The sequence below is a fragment of the Marinobacter sp. genome (genome assembly GCF_033722735.1).
In the GTDB taxonomy this organism is placed as follows: Bacteria; Pseudomonadota; Gammaproteobacteria; order Pseudomonadales; family Oleiphilaceae; genus Marinobacter.
Window position 1 is genome coordinate 1 of the sequence record NZ_JAWVYN010000002.1, and the last position, 18,452, is coordinate 18,452.

The 18,452-nt window shown below is 60.0% G+C and carries 17 protein-coding genes and 1 pseudogene; 8 read left to right on the forward strand and 10 right to left on the reverse strand.

Going from position 1 to position 18,452, the window contains the following annotated elements; genetic code table 11:
* On the reverse strand, positions 1-1,017 hold a 1,017-nt coding region (locus tag R3175_RS01820), incomplete at its 3' end, for a cbb3-type cytochrome c oxidase subunit I (RefSeq protein WP_318941937.1).
* 288 nt (positions 1,018-1,305) lie between these two features.
* Between R3175_RS01820 and R3175_RS01825 the strand changes: the two genes are divergently transcribed.
* Positions 1,306-1,953, forward strand: coding sequence for an alpha/beta family hydrolase (locus tag R3175_RS01825; RefSeq protein ID WP_318941940.1), 648 nt, complete (start codon positions 1,306-1,308; stop codon positions 1,951-1,953).
* Here the strand turns inward: R3175_RS01825 and R3175_RS01830 are convergent, their stop codons facing one another.
* Positions 1,954-3,783, reverse strand: coding sequence for a diguanylate cyclase (locus R3175_RS01830; protein ID WP_318941941.1), 1,830 nt, complete (start codon positions 3,781-3,783; stop codon positions 1,954-1,956).
* A 125-nt stretch (positions 3,784-3,908) separates the two neighbouring features.
* On the opposite strand from R3175_RS01830, the gene rlmM reads away from it, so the two are divergent.
* Positions 3,909-4,985 (forward strand): 23S rRNA (cytidine(2498)-2'-O)-methyltransferase RlmM, encoded by a 1,077-nt coding sequence (gene rlmM, locus R3175_RS01835; protein WP_318941942.1) that lies wholly within the window; start codon positions 3,909-3,911, stop codon positions 4,983-4,985.
* Here the strand turns inward: rlmM and R3175_RS01840 are convergent.
* Positions 4,982-5,272 carry an antibiotic biosynthesis monooxygenase family protein gene (locus R3175_RS01840; protein ID WP_318941943.1) on the reverse strand — a complete coding sequence of 97 codons (291 nt, stop codon included), beginning with the start codon at positions 5,270-5,272 and terminating at the stop codon, positions 4,982-4,984. The two genes, rlmM and R3175_RS01840, sit on opposite strands and share 4 nt — an antisense overlap.
* 134 nt (positions 5,273-5,406) lie before the next feature.
* On the opposite strand from R3175_RS01840, the gene tusA reads away from it, so the two are divergent.
* A complete protein-coding gene (gene tusA / locus R3175_RS01845; protein ID WP_318941945.1) occupies positions 5,407-5,646 on the forward strand; it encodes a sulfurtransferase TusA in 240 nt (79 codons plus the stop codon).
* 15 nt (positions 5,647-5,661) lie between these two features.
* Here the strand turns inward: tusA and dsbD are convergent, their stop codons facing one another.
* Positions 5,662-7,515, reverse strand: coding sequence for a protein-disulfide reductase DsbD (dsbD, locus tag R3175_RS01850; protein WP_318941948.1), 1,854 nt, complete (start codon positions 7,513-7,515; stop codon positions 5,662-5,664).
* Positions 7,516-7,684: 169 nt separating this feature from the next.
* On the opposite strand from dsbD, the gene R3175_RS01855 reads away from it, so the two are divergent.
* From R3175_RS01855 to pdxB, 3 genes and pseudogenes are all read left to right on the forward strand, one after another.
* On the forward strand, positions 7,685-8,215 hold the full coding sequence (locus R3175_RS01855) for an elongation factor P hydroxylase (protein ID WP_318941949.1): 531 nt from the start codon (positions 7,685-7,687) through the stop codon (positions 8,213-8,215).
* A gap of 22 nt (positions 8,216-8,237) precedes the next feature.
* Positions 8,238-9,302: pseudogene (locus R3175_RS01860) on the forward strand (DEAD/DEAH box helicase); the annotation flags it as partial.
* A 291-nt stretch (positions 9,303-9,593) separates the two neighbouring features.
* The gene (gene pdxB / locus R3175_RS01865) at positions 9,594-10,739 is read left to right on the forward strand and encodes a 4-phosphoerythronate dehydrogenase PdxB (RefSeq protein WP_318941951.1); all 1,146 of its coding nucleotides are present in this window, start codon (positions 9,594-9,596) and stop codon (positions 10,737-10,739) included.
* Positions 10,740-10,758: 19 nt separating this feature from the next.
* Here pdxB and R3175_RS01870 read toward each other — a convergent pair whose 3' ends face one another.
* The 4 genes from R3175_RS01870 to R3175_RS01885 form a co-directional block, all read right to left on the reverse strand.
* Positions 10,759-10,941, reverse strand: a complete 183-nt coding sequence (locus tag R3175_RS01870; protein ID WP_413231708.1) for a PA1571 family protein — start codon at positions 10,939-10,941, stop codon at positions 10,759-10,761.
* A 221-nt stretch (positions 10,942-11,162) separates the two neighbouring features.
* Complete coding sequence (gene htpX / locus R3175_RS01875) at positions 11,163-12,044, reverse strand: protease HtpX (RefSeq protein WP_318941953.1); 882 nt, start codon at positions 12,042-12,044, stop codon at positions 11,163-11,165.
* Positions 12,045-12,202: 158 nt separating this feature from the next.
* On the reverse strand, positions 12,203-12,676 hold the full coding sequence (locus R3175_RS01880) for a hypothetical protein (RefSeq protein WP_318941954.1): 474 nt from the start codon (positions 12,674-12,676) through the stop codon (positions 12,203-12,205).
* Positions 12,677-12,687: 11 nt separating this feature from the next.
* Positions 12,688-13,902 carry a pyridoxal phosphate-dependent aminotransferase gene (locus R3175_RS01885; protein WP_318941956.1) on the reverse strand — a complete coding sequence of 405 codons (1,215 nt, stop codon included), beginning with the start codon at positions 13,900-13,902 and terminating at the stop codon, positions 12,688-12,690.
* Positions 13,903-14,140: 238 nt separating this feature from the next.
* Here R3175_RS01885 and R3175_RS01890 point away from each other — a divergent pair, with 238 nt between their 5' ends.
* Positions 14,141-14,626, forward strand: coding sequence for a glutathione peroxidase (locus tag R3175_RS01890; RefSeq protein ID WP_318941958.1), 486 nt, complete (start codon positions 14,141-14,143; stop codon positions 14,624-14,626).
* A 5-nt stretch (positions 14,627-14,631) separates the two neighbouring features.
* A complete protein-coding gene (locus tag R3175_RS01895) occupies positions 14,632-15,105 on the forward strand; it encodes a MarR family transcriptional regulator (RefSeq protein ID WP_318941960.1) in 474 nt (157 codons plus the stop codon).
* Here R3175_RS01895 and R3175_RS01900 read toward each other — a convergent pair.
* Both R3175_RS01900 and R3175_RS01905 read right to left on the reverse strand, forming a co-directional pair.
* Complete coding sequence (locus tag R3175_RS01900) at positions 15,053-17,317, reverse strand: ATP-binding protein (protein ID WP_413231715.1); 2,265 nt, start codon at positions 17,315-17,317, stop codon at positions 15,053-15,055. The two genes, R3175_RS01895 and R3175_RS01900, sit on opposite strands and share 53 nt — an antisense overlap.
* 117 nt (positions 17,318-17,434) lie before the next feature.
* Positions 17,435-18,208 (reverse strand): hypothetical protein, encoded by a 774-nt coding sequence (locus R3175_RS01905; protein ID WP_318941962.1) that lies wholly within the window; start codon positions 18,206-18,208, stop codon positions 17,435-17,437.
* Positions 18,209-18,452 lie beyond the last annotated feature (244 nt).

Here is an 18,452-nt window from a genome sequence, read left to right on the forward strand (position 1 = left end):
GTTGTGGGACAGAGCGTTGACGGTCTTGATAGCCATCATCGGCCCTTCGAAGGTGGACATGCCGTAAAAGGACAGGGACACCACCAGGAACCGCAGGATCGGGTCGGTACGCAGTTTGTGCCAGGCGCCGGACAGGGTCATCATGCCGTTGATCATGCCGCCCCAGCTCGGAGCCAGCAGAATCAGGGACATAACCATGCCCGCGGTCTGTGCCCAGTCGGGCAGGGCGCTGTAGTGAAGGTGGTGGCCGCCGGCCCAGACGTAGGTGGCGATCAGGGCCCAGAAGTGGACGATGGACAGGCGGTAGGAGTAAACCGGACGGTCCGCCTGCTTGGGAACGAAGTAGTACATCATGCCCAGGAAGCCGGCGGTGAGGAAGAAGCCAACCGCGTTGTGGCCCCACCACCACTGGATCATGGCGTCGGTCACACCTGAGTAGATGGAGTAGGACTTGAAGGCGCTGACGGGCAGTGCCAGGTTGTTACCGATGTGGAGAACGGCCACGGTCAGAATGAAGGCGCCGTAAAACCAGTTGGCCACGTAAATGTGTGCCGCCTTACGCTTGACGACGGTGCCGAAGAAGACAATGGCGTAGGCTACCCAGACCAGCGTGATCAGGATGTCGATGGGCCATTCCAGCTCGGCGTATTCCTTGGTGGACGTGAGTCCCTGTGGCAGGGTGAGCACGGCGGCCACGAGCACGGCTTGCCAGCCCCAGAAGGTGAACTGGGCCAAGCCATCAGAAAACAGGCGCGCCTGACAGGTACGCTGCACCACATAGTAGGAAGTTGCAAACAAGGCAGAACCACCAAAACCGAATATCACGGCGTTGGTGTGCAGCGGCCGCAGCCGGCCGAAGTGAGTAAAGGGTAGGTCCAGGTTGACCGCGGGCCAGACGAGTTGCGCTGCAATCAGCACACCCAGGCTCATCCCGATAATACCCCATACCACTGTCATGATGGCGAACTGTCTCACCACCTTGTAGTTGTATGTCAGGTTTGGATTTACTGTGCTCATAGCCTTACCAATGGATTTAGAGTGGGGAAATGTGCGGGCGCAAGTATGGAGAAACCGTGACGGCTTTGCAATGACTCAGATCAAGTCGTCCCTTGGCTGTCAAAGTCACTCAAATCAGCAACATGGCCATTAATCACCAACAAGAACCGACACTTGGCCATGGTATGCTGACGGCGCCCGGGTGAGGATCATCGCTGCTCGGACGTCATTGTGCCGGCGGGATGGATCCTCAGGGTCCTCTTGGGTGCCCATATAATAGTCACAATTGGAGGTCAGGTGAATTCTACGGTGGGATATACGACCAAAGCGCAAGGTACGGATTGCGGCGCCGTCCTGTTACTTGCTCACGGCGCAGGTGCGCCAGCGGATTCGCCGTTTATGGAACAGTTGGCGAACGCGATCGCCAGTCGGGGCATAACTGTGGTTCGGCTGGAGTTTCCCTATATGAAGCGGCGTCGAGAGGATGGCCGCAAACGGCCGCCGGATCGGGCCGAGAAACTGTTGGCCAGTTTTCGTGACGCTATCGCCCGGTTGCGGGACGAGCTTGGGCCCGATGCTCCCCTCTTTATCGGGGGAAAATCCATGGGTGGACGGATGGCGAGCTTGCTGGCCGCTGAGGACGAGGATCGCGGCGCCTTCAGCGGGGCTCTGTGTTTCGGTTATCCCTTCCACCCGCCCGGCAAAGTCGATAAATGGCGGGTCGAGCACTTTGCCAGACTCTGGTGTCCGGTGTGTGTGGTACAGGGTACCCGTGATCCCTTTGGTAAACCGGATGAGCTCGCCGACCGGTTGGGCGACGCGGTACCTTTTGCCCTGCACTGGCTGCAGGGGGGCAACCACGACTTTCTGCCACTGAAGGCTTCGGGGTTAAGTCAGGGTGATCTCATTGACGAGGCTGCCGAAGTTGCGGCGGCCTTCATTCACAAATCCCTGTAGTCAGCACTCGTCAAGGGCCCTGCGTGCATCGGTGGCGGCGGTCTCGATCCTGTTTCTGCCCCGCTCCTTGGCGCGGTAAAGCGCCTTGTCGGCGCGCTCGAACAGCTCCCGTTCCGATTCGCCAGGGGCCAGGGCGGCGATCCCGGCACTGAGGGTGAGGTTGACCGCCTGGCCGTTGTCGCAGACCAGCTCTGTGTTTTCCATGTCTGTCAGGATCTTTTCGCACACCCGACGGGCGCCGTGAAGATCGGTGTCCGGGAGCAGCAGAGCAAACTCCTCACCGCCAAACCGGGCAACAACGTCCTGTGGGCGGTGAATGTTCTTGGCCAAAACGTCCGCAATGGTCGCCAGGCAGTTGTCGCCAAATCCGTGGCCGTACCGGTCGTTGATTCGCTTGAAATGGTCCGCATCCAGCAGCACCAGAGACAGCGGCTTGCCGCTGCGCCGGGAATCAGCGGTGAGCTGGCTGAACATGGTGTCGAGGTAACGGCGATTGTTCAGACCGGTCAGCCCATCCTGTGTCGTCAGCTCTTCCAGCCGCCGGTTGGCCCGTTCCAGATCCACCATGGCGGAGCGCAGTTGGGCGGTTCGTTCCTGTACCTGGTGTTCCAGGTGTACCTTGGCATCGTGTTCAATGGCCAGGAGCTTCTGGTTCAACAGACGCCAGCGTTGAACCATGGCGTAGTTGAGAAGCACAATCTGCCCGCCAATGGCGGCCTGCATGGTCATCTCGCGGGACAGGAAATCGGGCAGGAAGCCGAAGGCCGCGAGGGCGTAGGAACTGGTACCCAACACCATCAGCGACCAGGACAGGACATACCACTTGGCGTGGGCGTAGCCGCGGCGCCAGCGAGACGCTCCAATCAGGAACAGATTGCCGATGACCACCAGGGCGAACAGCGTGTTGATCTTGATGGCCACCGTATATTCCAGCTCGAATACCAGGGCCAGCAGGAGGATGCTGATGGCACTTTGCGTGGTCAGCAGTCGGGAGGTGGGAGTGGCGTTGCGCTCAACCTCCAGGAACGAGCGACCAAACAGATTCATGGACAGGGCGCACAGGGCGATCAGTAACGGAATGGCGGTATTGGCCATGATCGGCAGGTTGGGCCACAGGTGCTGGTAGGCGAAGCCGCCCATGGTAAACAGGAACAGCCCCATCGACACCATATAGAACGCGTTGTAGAAGTAATAGGTGGTACCGGAGGTGGCAAACAGCAGCAGGTTGAAGACCGAGAATATTGCGATCGCCCCGTAGAACAACCCGTGAGTCAAGGTTAAGTTGTTGCTGTAAGCAACTAGTTCATCGGTGGTAATCAAGGAAAGGGGGACGTTGAGGGCGCCGCTGCTTCGCAGTTTGATGGTGATGCTCTTGGATTCGCCCTGTTCCAGGATGACGGGCAGCAGGTAATACCGGTAGTCTATGCCGCGAGATTGAAAGGGGCGCTGGTCGCCGGTGTCGATGCGAGTGGAATCCCGCTCACCGTCGATCATCAGGGTAACGAAGTCCAGCGGGGCATAGTTGAGCTTCAAATACCAGAAGCCAGCCTGGTTTGAGGGGTTATGCACATTGAGCCGGATCCAGTAGGTGGCGTCCGTCTGGGTGAAGGCCAATTCCTGGCCATTTGCGGACTGCCAGGCGTGTGCGGCGGACAGTTGTTCGGGCCTGTCAGCCTGCCAGTCGGGATCCCCTTGCGGAATGGCCAGGTAACAAAGGTAGCTGAGCAGGCCGGCTCGCTGCTCCGGATCGGTGGCGGCAATGGACGGGCACTGGGATTGCTCACCTATAGGCTGGGCGACCAGGCTGGCCGGCCACAGGAGTAGGGCCATGAGCAACGCCGACAGTGGCAAAATGCGGTCCATAAACTCGGTACCTGTGCAATAAAGGGCAGAAGTGTAGCCGATTGCGAATGGTATAGATGTTAAACAGTTTCAAATTACGGCATAGGGTGGTCATGGCGGAAGTATTGCTGTTCTGTCGGCCCGGCTTTGAAGTGGAGGCGGGCCGTGAAGTGACGGACATCGCAGCCGTCGCCGGGGTGTTCGGATATTTTCAGGCGGGGCCCTGCGCCGGTCTGGTGACGTTTCATCTGCCTGGCCCTGAAACCCCGGTCCAACTGATGGAATGGGTTCACCTGGACCAGCTGGTGTTCATCAGGGACTGGTGCATTTCACTGGGCTCGATGTCACTGCCACCGTCGGATCGAGTCGGGGCGGTCATTGAGTTTCTCCGCGCACAGGAGCAGCCGTTGCCACCCTGTGCCCGGGTGGAGGTGCGGTTGCCCGAGTCCAATACCGACAGCGACTTGGGCAACTTCGCCCGCAAATGGGTGGCGCCCCTTGCCAGGGGGTTGAGGGGAGCGGGCTTGCTAATGGACGCAGCGGAATCCGAATCGGCTTATCGGCTGGAAATGGTGCTGCATGACTTCGGCTCGCTGTCCATTGGCGTCAGCCGGGCGGATAACCGGGCACGGTACCTCGGCGGTATACCCCGACTGAGGCTGCCAGCGGCCGCTCCGAGCCGGTCGGCGCTCAAGCTGGAGGAGGCCTGGAAGGTTTTTCTGCCGGCCGATGAGGAGCTGGCTTACCTGGGCGGCGGCAAGAAGGCGGTTGATCTGGGCGCAGCCCCCGGGGGATGGACCTGGCAGCTAGTGCGTCAGGGCATGACGGTGGCGGCCGTTGATAATGGACCGATGAACGACGAGCTGATGAAAAGTGGGCTGGTGCAGCATGTTCAGGCGGATGGCTACCAGTGGCGGCCCAAAAGGGCGGTGGACTGGATGGTCTGCGATATCGTCGACAAGCCACGGAAAACAGCCCGGCTCGCGGCCGAGTGGGTAGCCGACAGGCTCTGTCGGTACACGGTATTCAACCTGAAGCTGCCGATGAAACAGCGTTACGATGAATGGTTGCTGTGCCGCCAGGTCATTGGCGATGTCCTGGGCCGGGCCGAGGTCGGTTACCGGCTTCGGGCCCGACAGCTATACCACGACCGGGAAGAAATCACCTGTTTCATCGAGCGGCTGGACTAGTGACCACTCTGCTCCAGAATGGTAATTTTCTCGTCCTGGTCCATCATCGGAACGATTTCCGTCATCAGATCCTTGCGGGTCTCCGAGTGGTACCAGCGGTCCCAGTGTGCCACCGAGCGCCAATTGGCCAGGGTCAGACGGTGGTTGGGGTCGGACGTATCCACCAGTGTTTCGCCGGAAATGAATCCGGGTGCGCTCATGGCCTGTTGGAGGATCTTGCGTGACCGGGTTTCGTAGGCGTCTTCCAGGGTCTCGGCGATATGGCGTTCAATCAATACTCGAATCATGAAATACCTCGTCGTTGATCGTCGGCAGCGAGTGTCACCGGAGCGGCTGCTTCGGCGGGCCCGACTTTTTAGTGACTATAAACAAAAATTTAGCACGGTATTGGGAATTTTCCCTGTATCAGGAGGAAGCGAGTTTGGAGAACCCTGAATATGAGGCGGAGCTGGATGCGCGGGGCCTGTTCTGCCCGGAGCCGGTCATGCTGTTGCACGGCCGGATAACCGAGGTGTCGCCGGGTGGCATCCTGAAGGTGATTGCAACCGACCCGTCGACCACCCGGGACATTCCCCGTTTCTGCCAGTTCCTGAATCATGAGCTGGTGGCCCAGCAGACGGACGGGCCGGAGTATCTCTATTTCATTCGGCGGGGTGACTGATCACCTGGCCGGGCTTCAGCTCTGTTGCAGGCCGGTGGCTCCGGTTAGGTGATTGAGGAACTGGCTCCGGGACATTTCCCCCAGAACCCTCAGGTTCCTGGCTTCCTCGCCGTTCGGCTGAAAAAACAGGATGGCTGGCGGGCCAAACAGCCCCAACTCATTCAACAGCTCCTGCTGGGCCGGGGTGTTTTCGGTGAGGTCGATCTGCAGCAGAGTGTAGGGGGTCATGGCCTGGCGTACCTGTGGGTCCGTAAACACCTCCCGCTCCATGATCTTGCAGGAAATGCACCAGTCGGCGTAGAAGTCCAGAATAACGGGGCGACCCTCTCCGGCAGCCTGCTGCATGGCCTGGCGCAGGCGATCCGGTGAACTCAGTCGCACGAATGCCTGCCGTGAAGCATCGTCCTGCAAAGGGCTGGTTGCCCGCACTGTGAAGGGCGACAGCGGTTTCAGCGGATCGTTGGCGCCGGCCATGGCGCCGGCCAGCAGGGCCAGCCCGTAGGCAAAGAGCACCAGTCCGAGGCCTTTCCAGGTGCGTTGCCACCCGGCCCTGGCGGCATCGAAGGCGCCCAGTTGAACCCCGGTAATGGCGGCCAGTATGCCCCACAGTGTCAAGGCCACCCAGTCCGCCACCAATCGTTCGACAAGCCAGATGGCCACGGCCAGCAACATGATGCCGTAGAATGACTTGACCACATTCATCCACTGGCCGGAGGCTGGCAGGAACCGACGCCCCCCCACGGCCACCAGGATCAGGGGTAGCCCCATGCCCAGACCCAGTGTGAACAGCGCGATGCCACCGATCGCCGCGTCCTGGGTGGTGCTGATGTACAGCAGGCTGCCTGCCAGTGGCGCTGATACACAGGGCGAGACAATCAACGACGAAATGGCGCCAATGGCGAACACGCTCATCACCCGGCGACCGGTGAGCCTGTGGCTGGCCTGGTTGAGGCGATCGCGAATGGAGCGGGGCAGCTGCAGGTCGTAGAGGTTGAACATGGAAAGGGCAAAGACGACAAACAGCGTCGCGAATACTCCCAGGACCCAGGGTGACTGCAGGTGCGCCTGCAGGTTGAAACTCGCACCCAGCAGGCCGGTGAGCACTCCGGCCAGGGCGTAGGTCAGGGCCATGCCCAGCACATAGCTGGAGGACAGTAGCAAGGCGTGGGTGTGGGTCTGGGTGTTGCGGCTGGACACCAGGGCGGAGATGATCGGAACCATCGGCAGCACGCAGGGTGTGAAGGTCAGGCCAAGACCCAGCGCCAAGAAGACCGCGGCAATGGTCAGGGTGGATCTGCTGGCCAGGAAGCCGGCCAGGCCGGCGGCGGTGTCGGTGTCATGGGAAGGCCCTGACAACGCAGGTCTATCGCTACCGGTGGCGGTATTCCCGGTGCGATAGAACAGCGCTTCCCGAGTCTGGGGCGGGTAGCACAGGCCCGCTTCGGCGCAGCCCTGGTAGGTGACCTGGAAGACTGCCTCGCTGGCATCGTCGGGCAGGGTAACCGGTAAGGTGACCGAGACTGGTGCACGGAACACCGTCACCTCACCAAAATACTCGTCCTCGGTCACCGCCCCGGGCAGGCTATAGTTGGGGGTGCCCAGTTGAACCTGATCACTGACCGGTTGGACGGTGATGCGGTCCTTGTACAGGTAATGGTCCGGCGCCACGTTCCAGGTCAGAACCAGGTTGTTCCCCTCGGTGGTGAAGGAAAAGGGCAGTGCCTCGTCCACCGGCAGAAACCCTCCGGCTCCTCCGCCAAACAGGCTTGAAGTTGAGGCGGCGTGCCCGGAGATCGGGGCGATCGTCAATGCCACTGCCACGACGAGCGAGAAACAACAGGCGATAAGGGTCCGGGTTGCTGAGGTCATAGATTCCGTAATCTTGTAGAAAACTGGTAAGGGCGCGGTGGATCGATACCGGTGTCCGGATTCTGAGAAACCGGTGGACACAGGAGCTCGTGGAAAGTTCCCTCTGGTATTGCGGGCACTAAAGTCGCACAATAGCCGATCCATGACACACCATCCAAACGATCTTATCATGCTGTTCAACGACCTGTTCCGGGAAAAGTACCGGACGATACTGGTCCGCGGCGGTGAAGAACCCGAGTATATACCGGGCCTTGGCGACCAAGAACCAGCACAGGTGATCTTTGCTCACGGGTATTATGCCAGTGCGCTGCATGAAATCAGCCATTGGTGTATTGCCGGTGAGCACCGGCGCACACTGTCGGATTACGGCTACTGGTATTGTCCGGATGGCCGCACCGAGGAACAGCAACAAGCCTTTGAAAAGGTGGAAGTGAAGCCCCAGGCGCTGGAATGGCTGTTCTCGATAGCGGCAGGTTTTCGATTCCACGTCAGTATTGATAACCTGTCCGGTGGCGGAGCCGCTGATGAGGCAGGTTTTCGGCGCGAGGTCTGGGCCCAGGCCAACCGGTATCTGGAACAGGGACTGCCGGCTCGGGCCGAACAGTTCATTCAAACACTCAAGACGTTTTATGGCACGGCAGACCGGTTTGCAGCAGCGTGGCAGGCTGAAGATCCAGACACGGCAACCGTGAACCAATGACTGCAAGGTAATCTGACTGCTTATGACAACATCGACCCCCCAGGCGACATCGCCGGCTGCCGCTGAGGCAGAGCAAGAGCAAGAGACTTCGGCTCCGTCGACCAGTTCCGATGTGCGCTTCAAGGACCTGAACCTGGATTCGCGCCTATTGGCTGCCATCACCGAGATCGGCTTCACCCATTGCACGCCGATCCAGGCCGAAACCCTGCCATTCACGCTGGCCTGTGAAGACCTGATCGGCCAGGCCCAGACTGGCACCGGCAAGACCGCGGCCTTTTTGATCACCGCCATCCAGAGTCTGCTCGAAACGCCGGTGCCGGAGAAGGATCGCTTCGCCTCCGAGCCGCGAGTGCTGGCGCTGGCGCCGACCCGGGAGCTGGCCCTGCAGATTGCCAAGGACGCCGAGCAACTCTGCGGCTACACCGGGCACAATGTGGTCACCGTGGTAGGCGGGATGAACTACGACAAACAGCGGGACCAGCTGCAGAATGAAATCGTCGATATCCTGGTGGCAACGCCGGGTCGACTGATCGATTTTCTGGGCTCCCAGGACGTATTCCTGGACCAGATTGACCTGCTGATCCTTGACGAAGCGGATCGCATGCTGGACATGGGGTTCATCCCGGACGTCAAGCGCATCATCCGCAAGTGCACAGGCAAGGAAGACCGCCAGACCCTGTTGTTCAGTGCCACCTTCAACCAGGACGTGTTGAACCTCGCCTCCATGTGGACCCGCAATGCCGAGTTCGTCGAGATTGAGCCTGAGCAGAAAACCGCGGAACGGGTGAAGCAATCGGTCTATCTGGTCAGTGAGGATGAGAAGCTGACCGTACTGACAAACTACCTGAAACGGTCCGGAGTGGACAAGGCCATTGTGTTTGCCAACCGTCGCGACCAGTGCCGCGACCTGGAGCAGAATCTCAGGAATCAGGGCGTCAAGGTGGCCATGATGTCTGGCGAGATTGCACAGAACAAACGCCTGAAGACGTTGGACCAGTTCAAGCGCGGCGCTATCCAGGTGTTGGTGGCCACGGATGTCGCCGGGCGGGGCATTCACGTGGAAGGTGTCACCCACGTGTTCAATTACAACCTCCCGGAGAACGCCGAAGATTACGTCCACCGTATCGGCCGTACGGGACGTGCCGGTCAACATGGTATTTCAGTTAGCCTCGCTGGGGAGGATGATTCCTTCTCGCTGCCGGCCATTGAGAAGTACATCAGTCAGAAACTCAACGCGACCGTGCCGGACGAAGACCTGATGACGCCGCTCTCAAAGCCGCCTATTCCTCGTCGACGCGGTGGCGGCGGGGGGGGCGGCGCCCCTCTGGTGGTCGCAGGCCCCGTCCTAACCGGGGCTGAGGATACACCGGGAACTGCCATGCTGATCGTAGCCGACGAAAACATACCGTTGCTGGATTCGTTCTTCGAAGACGTAGGGTGCATTCAGCGCGTATCGGGCCGAGCGATGACTCCCGAGGATGTTCGCCAAGCGGACATCCTGCTGGTGCGTTCGGTGACTCCAGTAAACCGGGCGCTGCTGGAGGGCAGTCGGGTCAAGTTTGTTGGCACGGCGACCATCGGTACCGATCATGTGGACAAGGAATGGCTGGCTGCCCGCGGGATCGCCTTCTGCGCAGCCCCGGGCTGTAACGCCAACAGCGTTGTGGAGTATGTGCTTAGCGTGCTGTCGCTGTATGCCGAACGGCGGGGCCTGGAGGACTGGAGCAGCCTGTCCGTGGGCATTGTCGGGGTGGGCAATGTGGGCGGTGAGCTGGCGCGAAAGTTAGGGCGCCTGGGGTTCTCTGTCAAACTCTGCGATCCTCCACGGGCGACCGAAGAGGAGGGCGAATTCGTTGAGCTGGAGGAGGCTCTCGCCTGCGATGTGGTCACCCTGCATACGCCGCTGACCACCAGTGGCGATTACCCCACCCATCAGTTGATCGATGAGTCGCGGCTGGCGCGTCTTCGCGCCGACCAACTGCTGATCAACACCAGTCGCGGTGGCGTCATAGACGAAGCCGCCCTGCTGCGCCGGTTGGCGGCTGCTGACGCTCCCACCGTGGTGCTGGACGTCTGGCAGGACGAGCCTGGCATCAATCCGGAGTTGGTCGATCAGACCTGGTTGGCGACTCCTCATATCGCCGGCTACAGCCTCGAGGGCAAGGTGCAGGGCACCGAGATGGTGTACCAGGCGGTGTGCCGTTACCTGGGGCTGCCGACACGGAAGAAGGCTGGACAGTTTCTGCCCGAACCGGCCCTGAGCAAGCTCGCGTTTACCAGTTCGGCGGATGAGCTTGGAGCGGTGGTGACGGCTATGAGATGCTGTTACGATCCACGCGGGGATGATGCCGCCCTGCGGCGCAGTATGCGCTTGAGCGCGGCTGAACGAAGGGAGGCCTTTGACCGTCTGCGCCGGGATTATCCGGTACGGCGGGAATTCTCCAGCGTGAAAATCCAACTCAAAGGATCCAGTCGCTCCTCCCAGGACACCTTCAAGTCCCTGGGCTTCAAACTGAAAATCTGAGCCTGTGCCTACCGCGGTGTCAGGCGGTTTTCCGGCGCTCGATGGGTAGTTCCGGCTGGGACTTGAGCAGGCGCTCCAGCGACTGACGCACCATGGTCTCCGTAATCGGGATTTCGCGGCCGTCCGACAGGACAATGGCGGCACCGTTCATCCAGGGTTCCGGGCTTTGCTTGGGTTGTACCACGGCGTTTCCCTCTCTCATTGGTTTATCTCTCTAAGTGGCTGTCCAGTGCATTGGGACGATTCGACACTACCGGTTGATTATGTCCGAATGATGACGCTTCCCCTGTGATGGGCGCTGCACTCTGTGGAACGAGTATGCCGGCCACAAAACTGGTTATCTATTGTACAAAAGGAGGGCGTGGGGCTGCCTGGGGGAGGTCAGCGGGCGGCGATCGCCCGCTAACGGATGGGGGCTTGCGGTTAGATGCGGGCCTGCTGCAACGCCTCTATTCGGCTCTCCAGGGGCGGGTGAGTCATGAACAGGGCGCTGAGCCCCCCGCGTGCACCGCGGTTGATGCCGAAGGCCTGCAGGGTATCCGGCATCTGGTCGGGGACCTCGCTTTCCTGTTTGAGGCGGGACAGGGCGGCGATCATGGCGCCACGACCGGCGAGCTGGGCGCCGGCAATATCGGCACGGTACTCCCGACGGCGCGAGAACCAGAACACGATCGTGCTGGCGAGAATGCCCAGGACGATTTCGGCGACCAGGCTCACCACAAAAAAGCCGATGCCATGGCCTCCCTCATTGCGGAAGACAACACGGTCCACCACTGAACCAATGACCCGTGACGCGAAGATGACGAAGGTGTTCACCACGCCCTGAATCAGGGCCAGGGTGACCATGTCCCCGTTGGCCACGTGACCAATCTCGTGCCCCAGCACCGCCCGTATTTCATCTTTGTTGAATCGGCCTAGGAGTCCTTCGCTTACGGCGACCAGGGCGGCATTGCGATTCCAGCCGGTGGCAAAGGCGTTGGACTGTTGCGCGGGGAAGATGGCCACTTCCGGCATGCCAATGCCGGCATTCCTGGCCAACTCGGCCACGGTCTCCACCAGCCAGCGCTCTGCGGGGGAGCGGGGCGCATCGATGACGCGGGCGCGCGTGCTCCACTTGGCTATGGGCTTGGACATCAACAGTGAGATGATGGCGCCCGCGAAGCCGAACACCGCCGCAAAGGCGAGCAGGGGGCCGAACTGGATGCCGTTGGCCGCCAGGTAGCTGTCTACGCCCAGTAATCTCAGGGTAACGCTGGCGACCAGGATGACCGCGAGGTTGGTGGCGAGAAACAACAGTATTCGCATGGAATGTCCCTTCTTGAAACGAATCGGATCGACGAATCAACCGTCCACCCATTATATCGGGACGAAGGATAACGGCTTCAAGAGACTAACCAAGAATTTAGGCGCCGCTGAATGGCGCCCGATCCCTTCCCCTTCCTGTCCGGTCAGAGGGGCGAGGGTCAGCGGTCGGTCGGGCCGTCGCTGAAAAACGTGGCTCGCATCACCTGGCTGACCTTGGCGGAATGTCCGCCGCGAAGCGCCTGGCGAATCAGGTAGATGTGGGTGGAGTAGTCCGACCGAACCGACGGCGGCGCCTTTTCGGCTTCGGTCAGCGCCTGTGGTGCGATTTCCCTGACCAGTTCCGGGCTGGCCGGCGCGCTTAGCCGGATAAAGGCCGACTGGGTCAGTACCGCCTGATCCAGGGCTTCCTGGCGAATGGTGTCGACATACCGCAGCAGGCCTTCCTCGGCGAGCCACAGCAGACCGCCAAAGCAGGCCATATGCCGCCGGCTGTGAAGGCCGAACTCGTCGGGCTGGTCCGGCCCCGCGATGTCTTCCACAAACAGGTTCACCCGCCTCGGGAACGCGTTATACAGCTGGACCAGGGCAATGGCGGTGTCTTTGTAGAACTCTTCGATGTGAATATCGGCCACGCCGGCACCCATTACTGCTGGTACGTTGAGAGGAAGTGTGCCAGGCGCTTCATGGCGTCTCCCAGGGCATCCTCACGGGGCAGGAAGACCACCCGCAGGTGCTGGCGGTCGTCGATATTGAACGCGGAGCCCTGAACCAGCAGGATGCGCTCCTGCAGCAGCAGGTCGAGCACCAGCTTCTCGTCGTTGACAATGGGGAAGCGCTTGGGGTCCAGCTTGGGGAACAGGTACAGCGCCCCCTTTGGTTTTACGCAGCTGACCCCGGGGATGTCGTTAAGCATCGACCAGGCGGTCTCACGCTGTTCGTACAGTCGGCCTCCCGGTGCCACCAGGTCGTTGATGGACTGGTAGCCGCCCAGGGCGGTCTGGATGGCCAGCTGTGCCGGCACGTTGGCGCACAGTCGCATGTTCGAGAGCATTTCAATGCCTTCGATCAGGTCCGTGGCCCGGTGCTTGGCTCCGCTGATAATCATCCAGCCGGAGCGGTAACCGGCCGCACGGTAATTCTTGGACAGGCCGTTGTAGGTCAGGAACAGCACGTCGTCGGCGAGCGAGGCGGTGGAGACGTGCTGGGTACCGTCGAAGAGGATCTTGTCGTAGATCTCGTCCGACAACACGATGAGGTTGTGCTGACGGGCCAGTTCGATGACCTGTTCCAGCAGGTCCCTGGAGTAAACGGCGCCGGTCGGATTGTTGGGGTTGATCAGGACAATCGCCCGAGTGCGGCTGGTGATCTTCTTGCGGATGTCGTCCAGGTCCGGGAACCAGTCCTGTTCTTCGTCGCAGCGATAGTGCACCGGCTTGCCGCTGGACAAGGTGACCGCGGCGGTCCACAGCGGGTAATCCGGTGCGGGAATCAGCACCTCGTCACCGGTATTGAGCAGCGCCTGCATCGACATGACGATCAGCTCGCTCACCCCATTGCCGAGAAAGATATCGTCGATGTCCACCTTGTCGATGCCGCGCTGCTGGCAATAGTGCATGACGGCCTTGCGGGCGGAAAACAGCCCCTTGGATTCCACATAGCCCTGGGCCAGGTGCATGTTGTAGATGACGTCCTGCTGGATCTCTTCCGGCACATCGAGTTCGAAGGCGGCCGGATTGCCGATGTTCAGCTTGAGTACTCGATGACCTTCCTCTTCGAGCCGACGGGCTTCACGCAAAACCACTCCGCGAATCTCGTAGCATACGTTATCCAGCTTGGCGGACTTCAGGTAGTTCTGCATAAACCTCGGCTTCCCATTGGTGAATCTAAAGGGTCTATTCTATCGGAGCCGGCGACGGCGGCAACAGGGGAAAAGTGATCAATTGTGGAGGAAATGGTACAGATCCCAGGTATTTAACCAGTACAGTGCCCGAAGCGGGTTGAAACCTGCTTCGGGCTGACGTATGGTGCGAAATTATATTGCGCGCAACATAAGATGGGGCGCAATCCAATTGATGCCAATGCAAAAGGAAGCCAGTATGACCGCGCAATCGCTGTATGACATTGAGGTCCGGGATATCAACGGCAACAGCCACTCCATGGCCGAGTTCAGGGGCAAAGTCCTACTGATTGTCAACACCGCCAGTAAATGCGGGTTTACGCCCCAGTTTGAAGGTCTGCAGGAACTGTACGGGGATCTCAAGGGGCGAGGCCTGGAAGTGCTGGGTTTCCCATGCAACCAGTTCATGAACCAGGATCCGGCCGACAACGATGCCATCAGCCAGTTTTGCAGTCTGAACTACGGGGTGGATTTTCCGATGTTCGCCAAGATTGAAGTCAACGGGCCAGGCACCCATCCGCTGTACCAGTTCCTCAAGTCCCAGGCCAAGGGGCTGCTGGGGTCCGAAAAGATCAAGTGGAACTTCACCAAGTTCCTGCTCAACCGGGACGGGCAGGTGGTCAAGCGTTACCCACCGACCGCCAAGCCGGATGCCATTCGGAACGACATCGAAAAGCTGCTGTAATTGCGATGAACCCGGAATCCGACCAGCGGCTGGCGCTGGACAATCAGCTCTGCTTTGCGATCTACGCCGCCAACCGGGCAGTCACTGCCCGGTATCGACCGATCCTGAGCGAACTGGGCCTGACCTATCCCCAGTACCTGGTAATGCTGGTGCTGTGGGAGGCCGATGGGGCGGTAGAGAGTGTCCGGGTCTCTGAGATTGGTCGACGCCTGCGACTGGATACCGGAACGCTGACGCCGTTGCTTAAACGGCTACAGAGCAACGGCTTGTTGGACCGGCGTCGTGACCCAGCGGACGAGCGGGTCGTTACCATTACGCTAACCGCTCGGGGGCGGGAGATGCGTCAGCGCGCCCTGGCCATACCCGGCCAGTTGGTCTGTGGCACCAACCTGGAGCCGGATCGGCTGTTGGCATTGCGGGAGGAGCTCAGGAGTCTGCTGATTGCGCTCGATGATGCCGCCGGCTCCAGCGTTGAATAACTGACAGCAGTTCCTGACGGTTATAGGGTTTGGTGACGTAGTCGTTCATGCCTGCGGTAAAGCAGTCGTCCCGGTCACCCTGCATGACGTTGGCGGTGACCGCGATGATCGGTAGCTCACGCCACCGCGGGTTCTCCCGAATCCTGCGGGTGGCGGTGTAGCCGTCCATGACGGGCATTTGGCAATCCATCAGCACGATGTCGTACGGTCGTTCAGCAAGGGCCGCCAGTGCCTCTTCGCCATTTTCCGCCACGTCCACGGTGTGCCCCATTTTTTTCAGCATGGTGCCGGCAACCATCTGGTTGACCTGATTGTCCTCCACCAGCAGCAGCGTCAGTGGCGGGGTCTGGTCGAGGTCGAGCGCCGGTTCGCCGCCTTCCTGCCTTGCGGGCTCCGGTTGGCACAGGGCCCGGTGTAAGGCCTCCCGTTGCAGTGGCATGGCGACCACGGTCTGGTTGGGTTCAGCCTGGTAGGTGCCACTGCGGTCGAGCCAGATGACCCTTTCCCCCTCCCAGTGCCGGGCAAGGGCAAGGCACTGTTCGTCTTCCGGAGCGGTTATCAGGATCGTTGTCCGGCTGCTTTTGGCGTCATGAACCGGAATGCCCCAGGTTTGCAGTTGCTTTTCCACCGGCGCGCGGTGGGGGTATTCCCGTGGCGTTACCAGGGTTACGCCGGCCTGTCTCAACGAATCCGGTATGGCTCCAAGGTCCCCGGTGTCGACGTCCGGTTTGTGGGGGGGGAGGGAGAGGAGAACGGTGAAATGGGTGCCGCGGCCTGGCTCGGAATCCAGCAGGATCTGGCCGTGCATCCTTTCCACCAGTTGCCGGCACAGGGTCAGCCCCAGACCCGTACCACCATACAGGCGGGTGGTGTCCGAATCCGCCTGGGCGAAGGGCGCGAAGATACGGTTGAGCCCTTCCGAAGACATGCCAATACCGGTGTCGATGACATCGAGCCGGACCTTGCCATTGATCTGCTTTACCTGAATCCGCACTTCGCCGGTATTGGTGAACTTGATGGCATTGCTGAGCAGGTTGTTGATGATCTGGCGAGTTCGTGTGGGATCCCCCAGGAACGTCTCCGCCAGCTTGGGGTCGATGTCGGCAACCAGGTCTATGTGCTTGCGCCGGGCCTGTTGGGCATGCAGGGTGGCGCATTCATCCACCAGGCGGCGCAGGCTGAAAGGGATGACTTCCAGGTTGAGTTTGCCGGCTTCTACCTTGGAGATATCCAGAATGTCATTCAGCAGTCCCAGCAGGCTCTGGCCGGCATTGTAGGCAATCTCCAGACGATCCCGTTGGGCGGTTTCCAGGTCACCCTCCAGGGCCAGCGACAGCATCCCCAGTACGCCATTCAGCGGCGTGCGAATCTCGTGGCTCATGTTGGCCAGGAAGGCCGCCCGTGACCGGGCCCGGCGGACCGCGTCTTCCTTGGCCTTGATCAACGCCCGGTTGCCCCGTTGTAGCGCTTCGTTCTTCTCCGAAATCTCGCGGGTGCGATCCACCACCTCCGTCTCAAGCTGGTTGGAGTAGTTCTTCATGGCGCTTTCGGCCGCGCGCAGCTGCGCCAGGCTGGAATCGATGGTGTCCAGGTGATCGTTAATGATGTTGATCATCAGGCCGATTTCATCGTCCTGGTGTTTCACTGGGACCGGCAGACGGATCTTCTCCGGTGAGTCGGTCTCCACTTTGCTTAGCGCATCCACCACCCTGAGCATGGGCTTGGTCAGCATGAAATAGAACACAAACAACAGCATGATCGACAGGGCGAGGCTCTTAATGAAGCCGCTGATCACGGTGTACCCGGCCCGTTGGAGAAAACTCAGGCCATAGTGGTAGGTGTCGATGGTGATGGCCAGCTTACCCAGGGGAATGTCGGCCAGTTGGGGAACGCTGAGGGGGTCGGCGTAGAAACGGCTGGAGCCGAACAGCAGGTCGCTCAGCCAGCGGTAGCGGGAATCGGGGCTGCTTTCGCTGGCTGCGGCCAGGGTGTGGCCGTCCGGGTCAATGATCCGGGCATCGATAATGGCCGGATGCATCAGCAGGCCATCGAGAAGCTCCTCGGCCAGGCGGACATCAATGTTGTAGGCAATCTGCGACGCCGGGCTTCGGCTGATCTCGATGAGGGCACGGATGTCCTCGTCCATGGCCTCGCGGGCGTTGAAGAAATCCAGGGTCACCTGTGACAGGTTGAGCACCAGCCCCAGGGCCATGGCCAGGAGCACGGTGTTGCGGGTGAGGCGATAGGAGAGACGTTTGGTGAGCCGAGCTGTCACTGCGTGTGGGTTCCCTGTTAGGCGTGTTGGTTCGTCCTGAACGTGGGCATCGGGTCATTCGTCATAGTCGGCTTTCTTTTTCCATTTGTCGTCTTCCAGGAAGGTGTCCCATTCCTTGTCCAGGCGGCTTTGTTCTTCACTGGCCTGTTTGGGTTGGCCCTCGTTAACCTGGCCTTCCAGTTCCTTGATTCGGGTGCGAAGGCTCTTGATCACCTTGGCGGCCAGGGGGTTGTCCCTGGATTTGCCCATTTCGGTGGTGGCCAAATGATACTCGTGAATGGCCTTGCGTTTTTCATCCTGGCGGATGAATTCCCGGGCCTGGAAGATGTGCAGATCCGCGTGGGTTTTGTGGACCAGGAACAGCACGTATTTCAGGTTGCGTTTGGCCGTGGCGCTGTCCAGTTCGCCGGCCTTGTGCATGGTCTCGATGAGCTTGAACAGGTTTTCCAGCAACTCCTTGACCCGTTTTGATTTTTCCGGCGAGTCAATGCGAGTGGACGGGCGCTGATCTTCATCGGCCCGAACCTTCTTGGTGAGTGAATGCGCCTCCGAGAGCCAGTCCGCTACCGGCAGTGAGGTGCCCAGTTTCTGCAACGCCTGACAGCAATGTTCCATGCGTTGCAGCAGGATCAGCTTGAGCTCTCTGGTGAAATACTGGTTGGGTAGTTCGTCCAGCAGGGTGGCCGCACGCTTGTAGCCGTCTTCGAGGATCTTGGCCTTGCGGGCGCGTTCCAGTCTGGCGCGTTCCCGGAGTTGGGTGAATACGATGGCGGCAATGGAAACGACAACGATTGCGGCCAGCAGCCCGATTATAGCGGTGGTATCCATGGTGTCTGAACGCGCTCCAACTAAACCTTCGGAATAAATTGTTGTGTGTTCTGAATGTAGAGCATACAGAATTTCTCACAAGCTGCCGAAAGATTAACAGAAAAGCCGTTTGGCATCTTTTTGGTAGCGTACACCTTTTTCTGTTTTATATCATTGTCATGTATTGTTAAGCTGGCAACTATTAATGGCATGAATGTTGGTTGGGGTAGCCTGGTGTTCCCCCGTTTTCCCACAAAAGGTATGC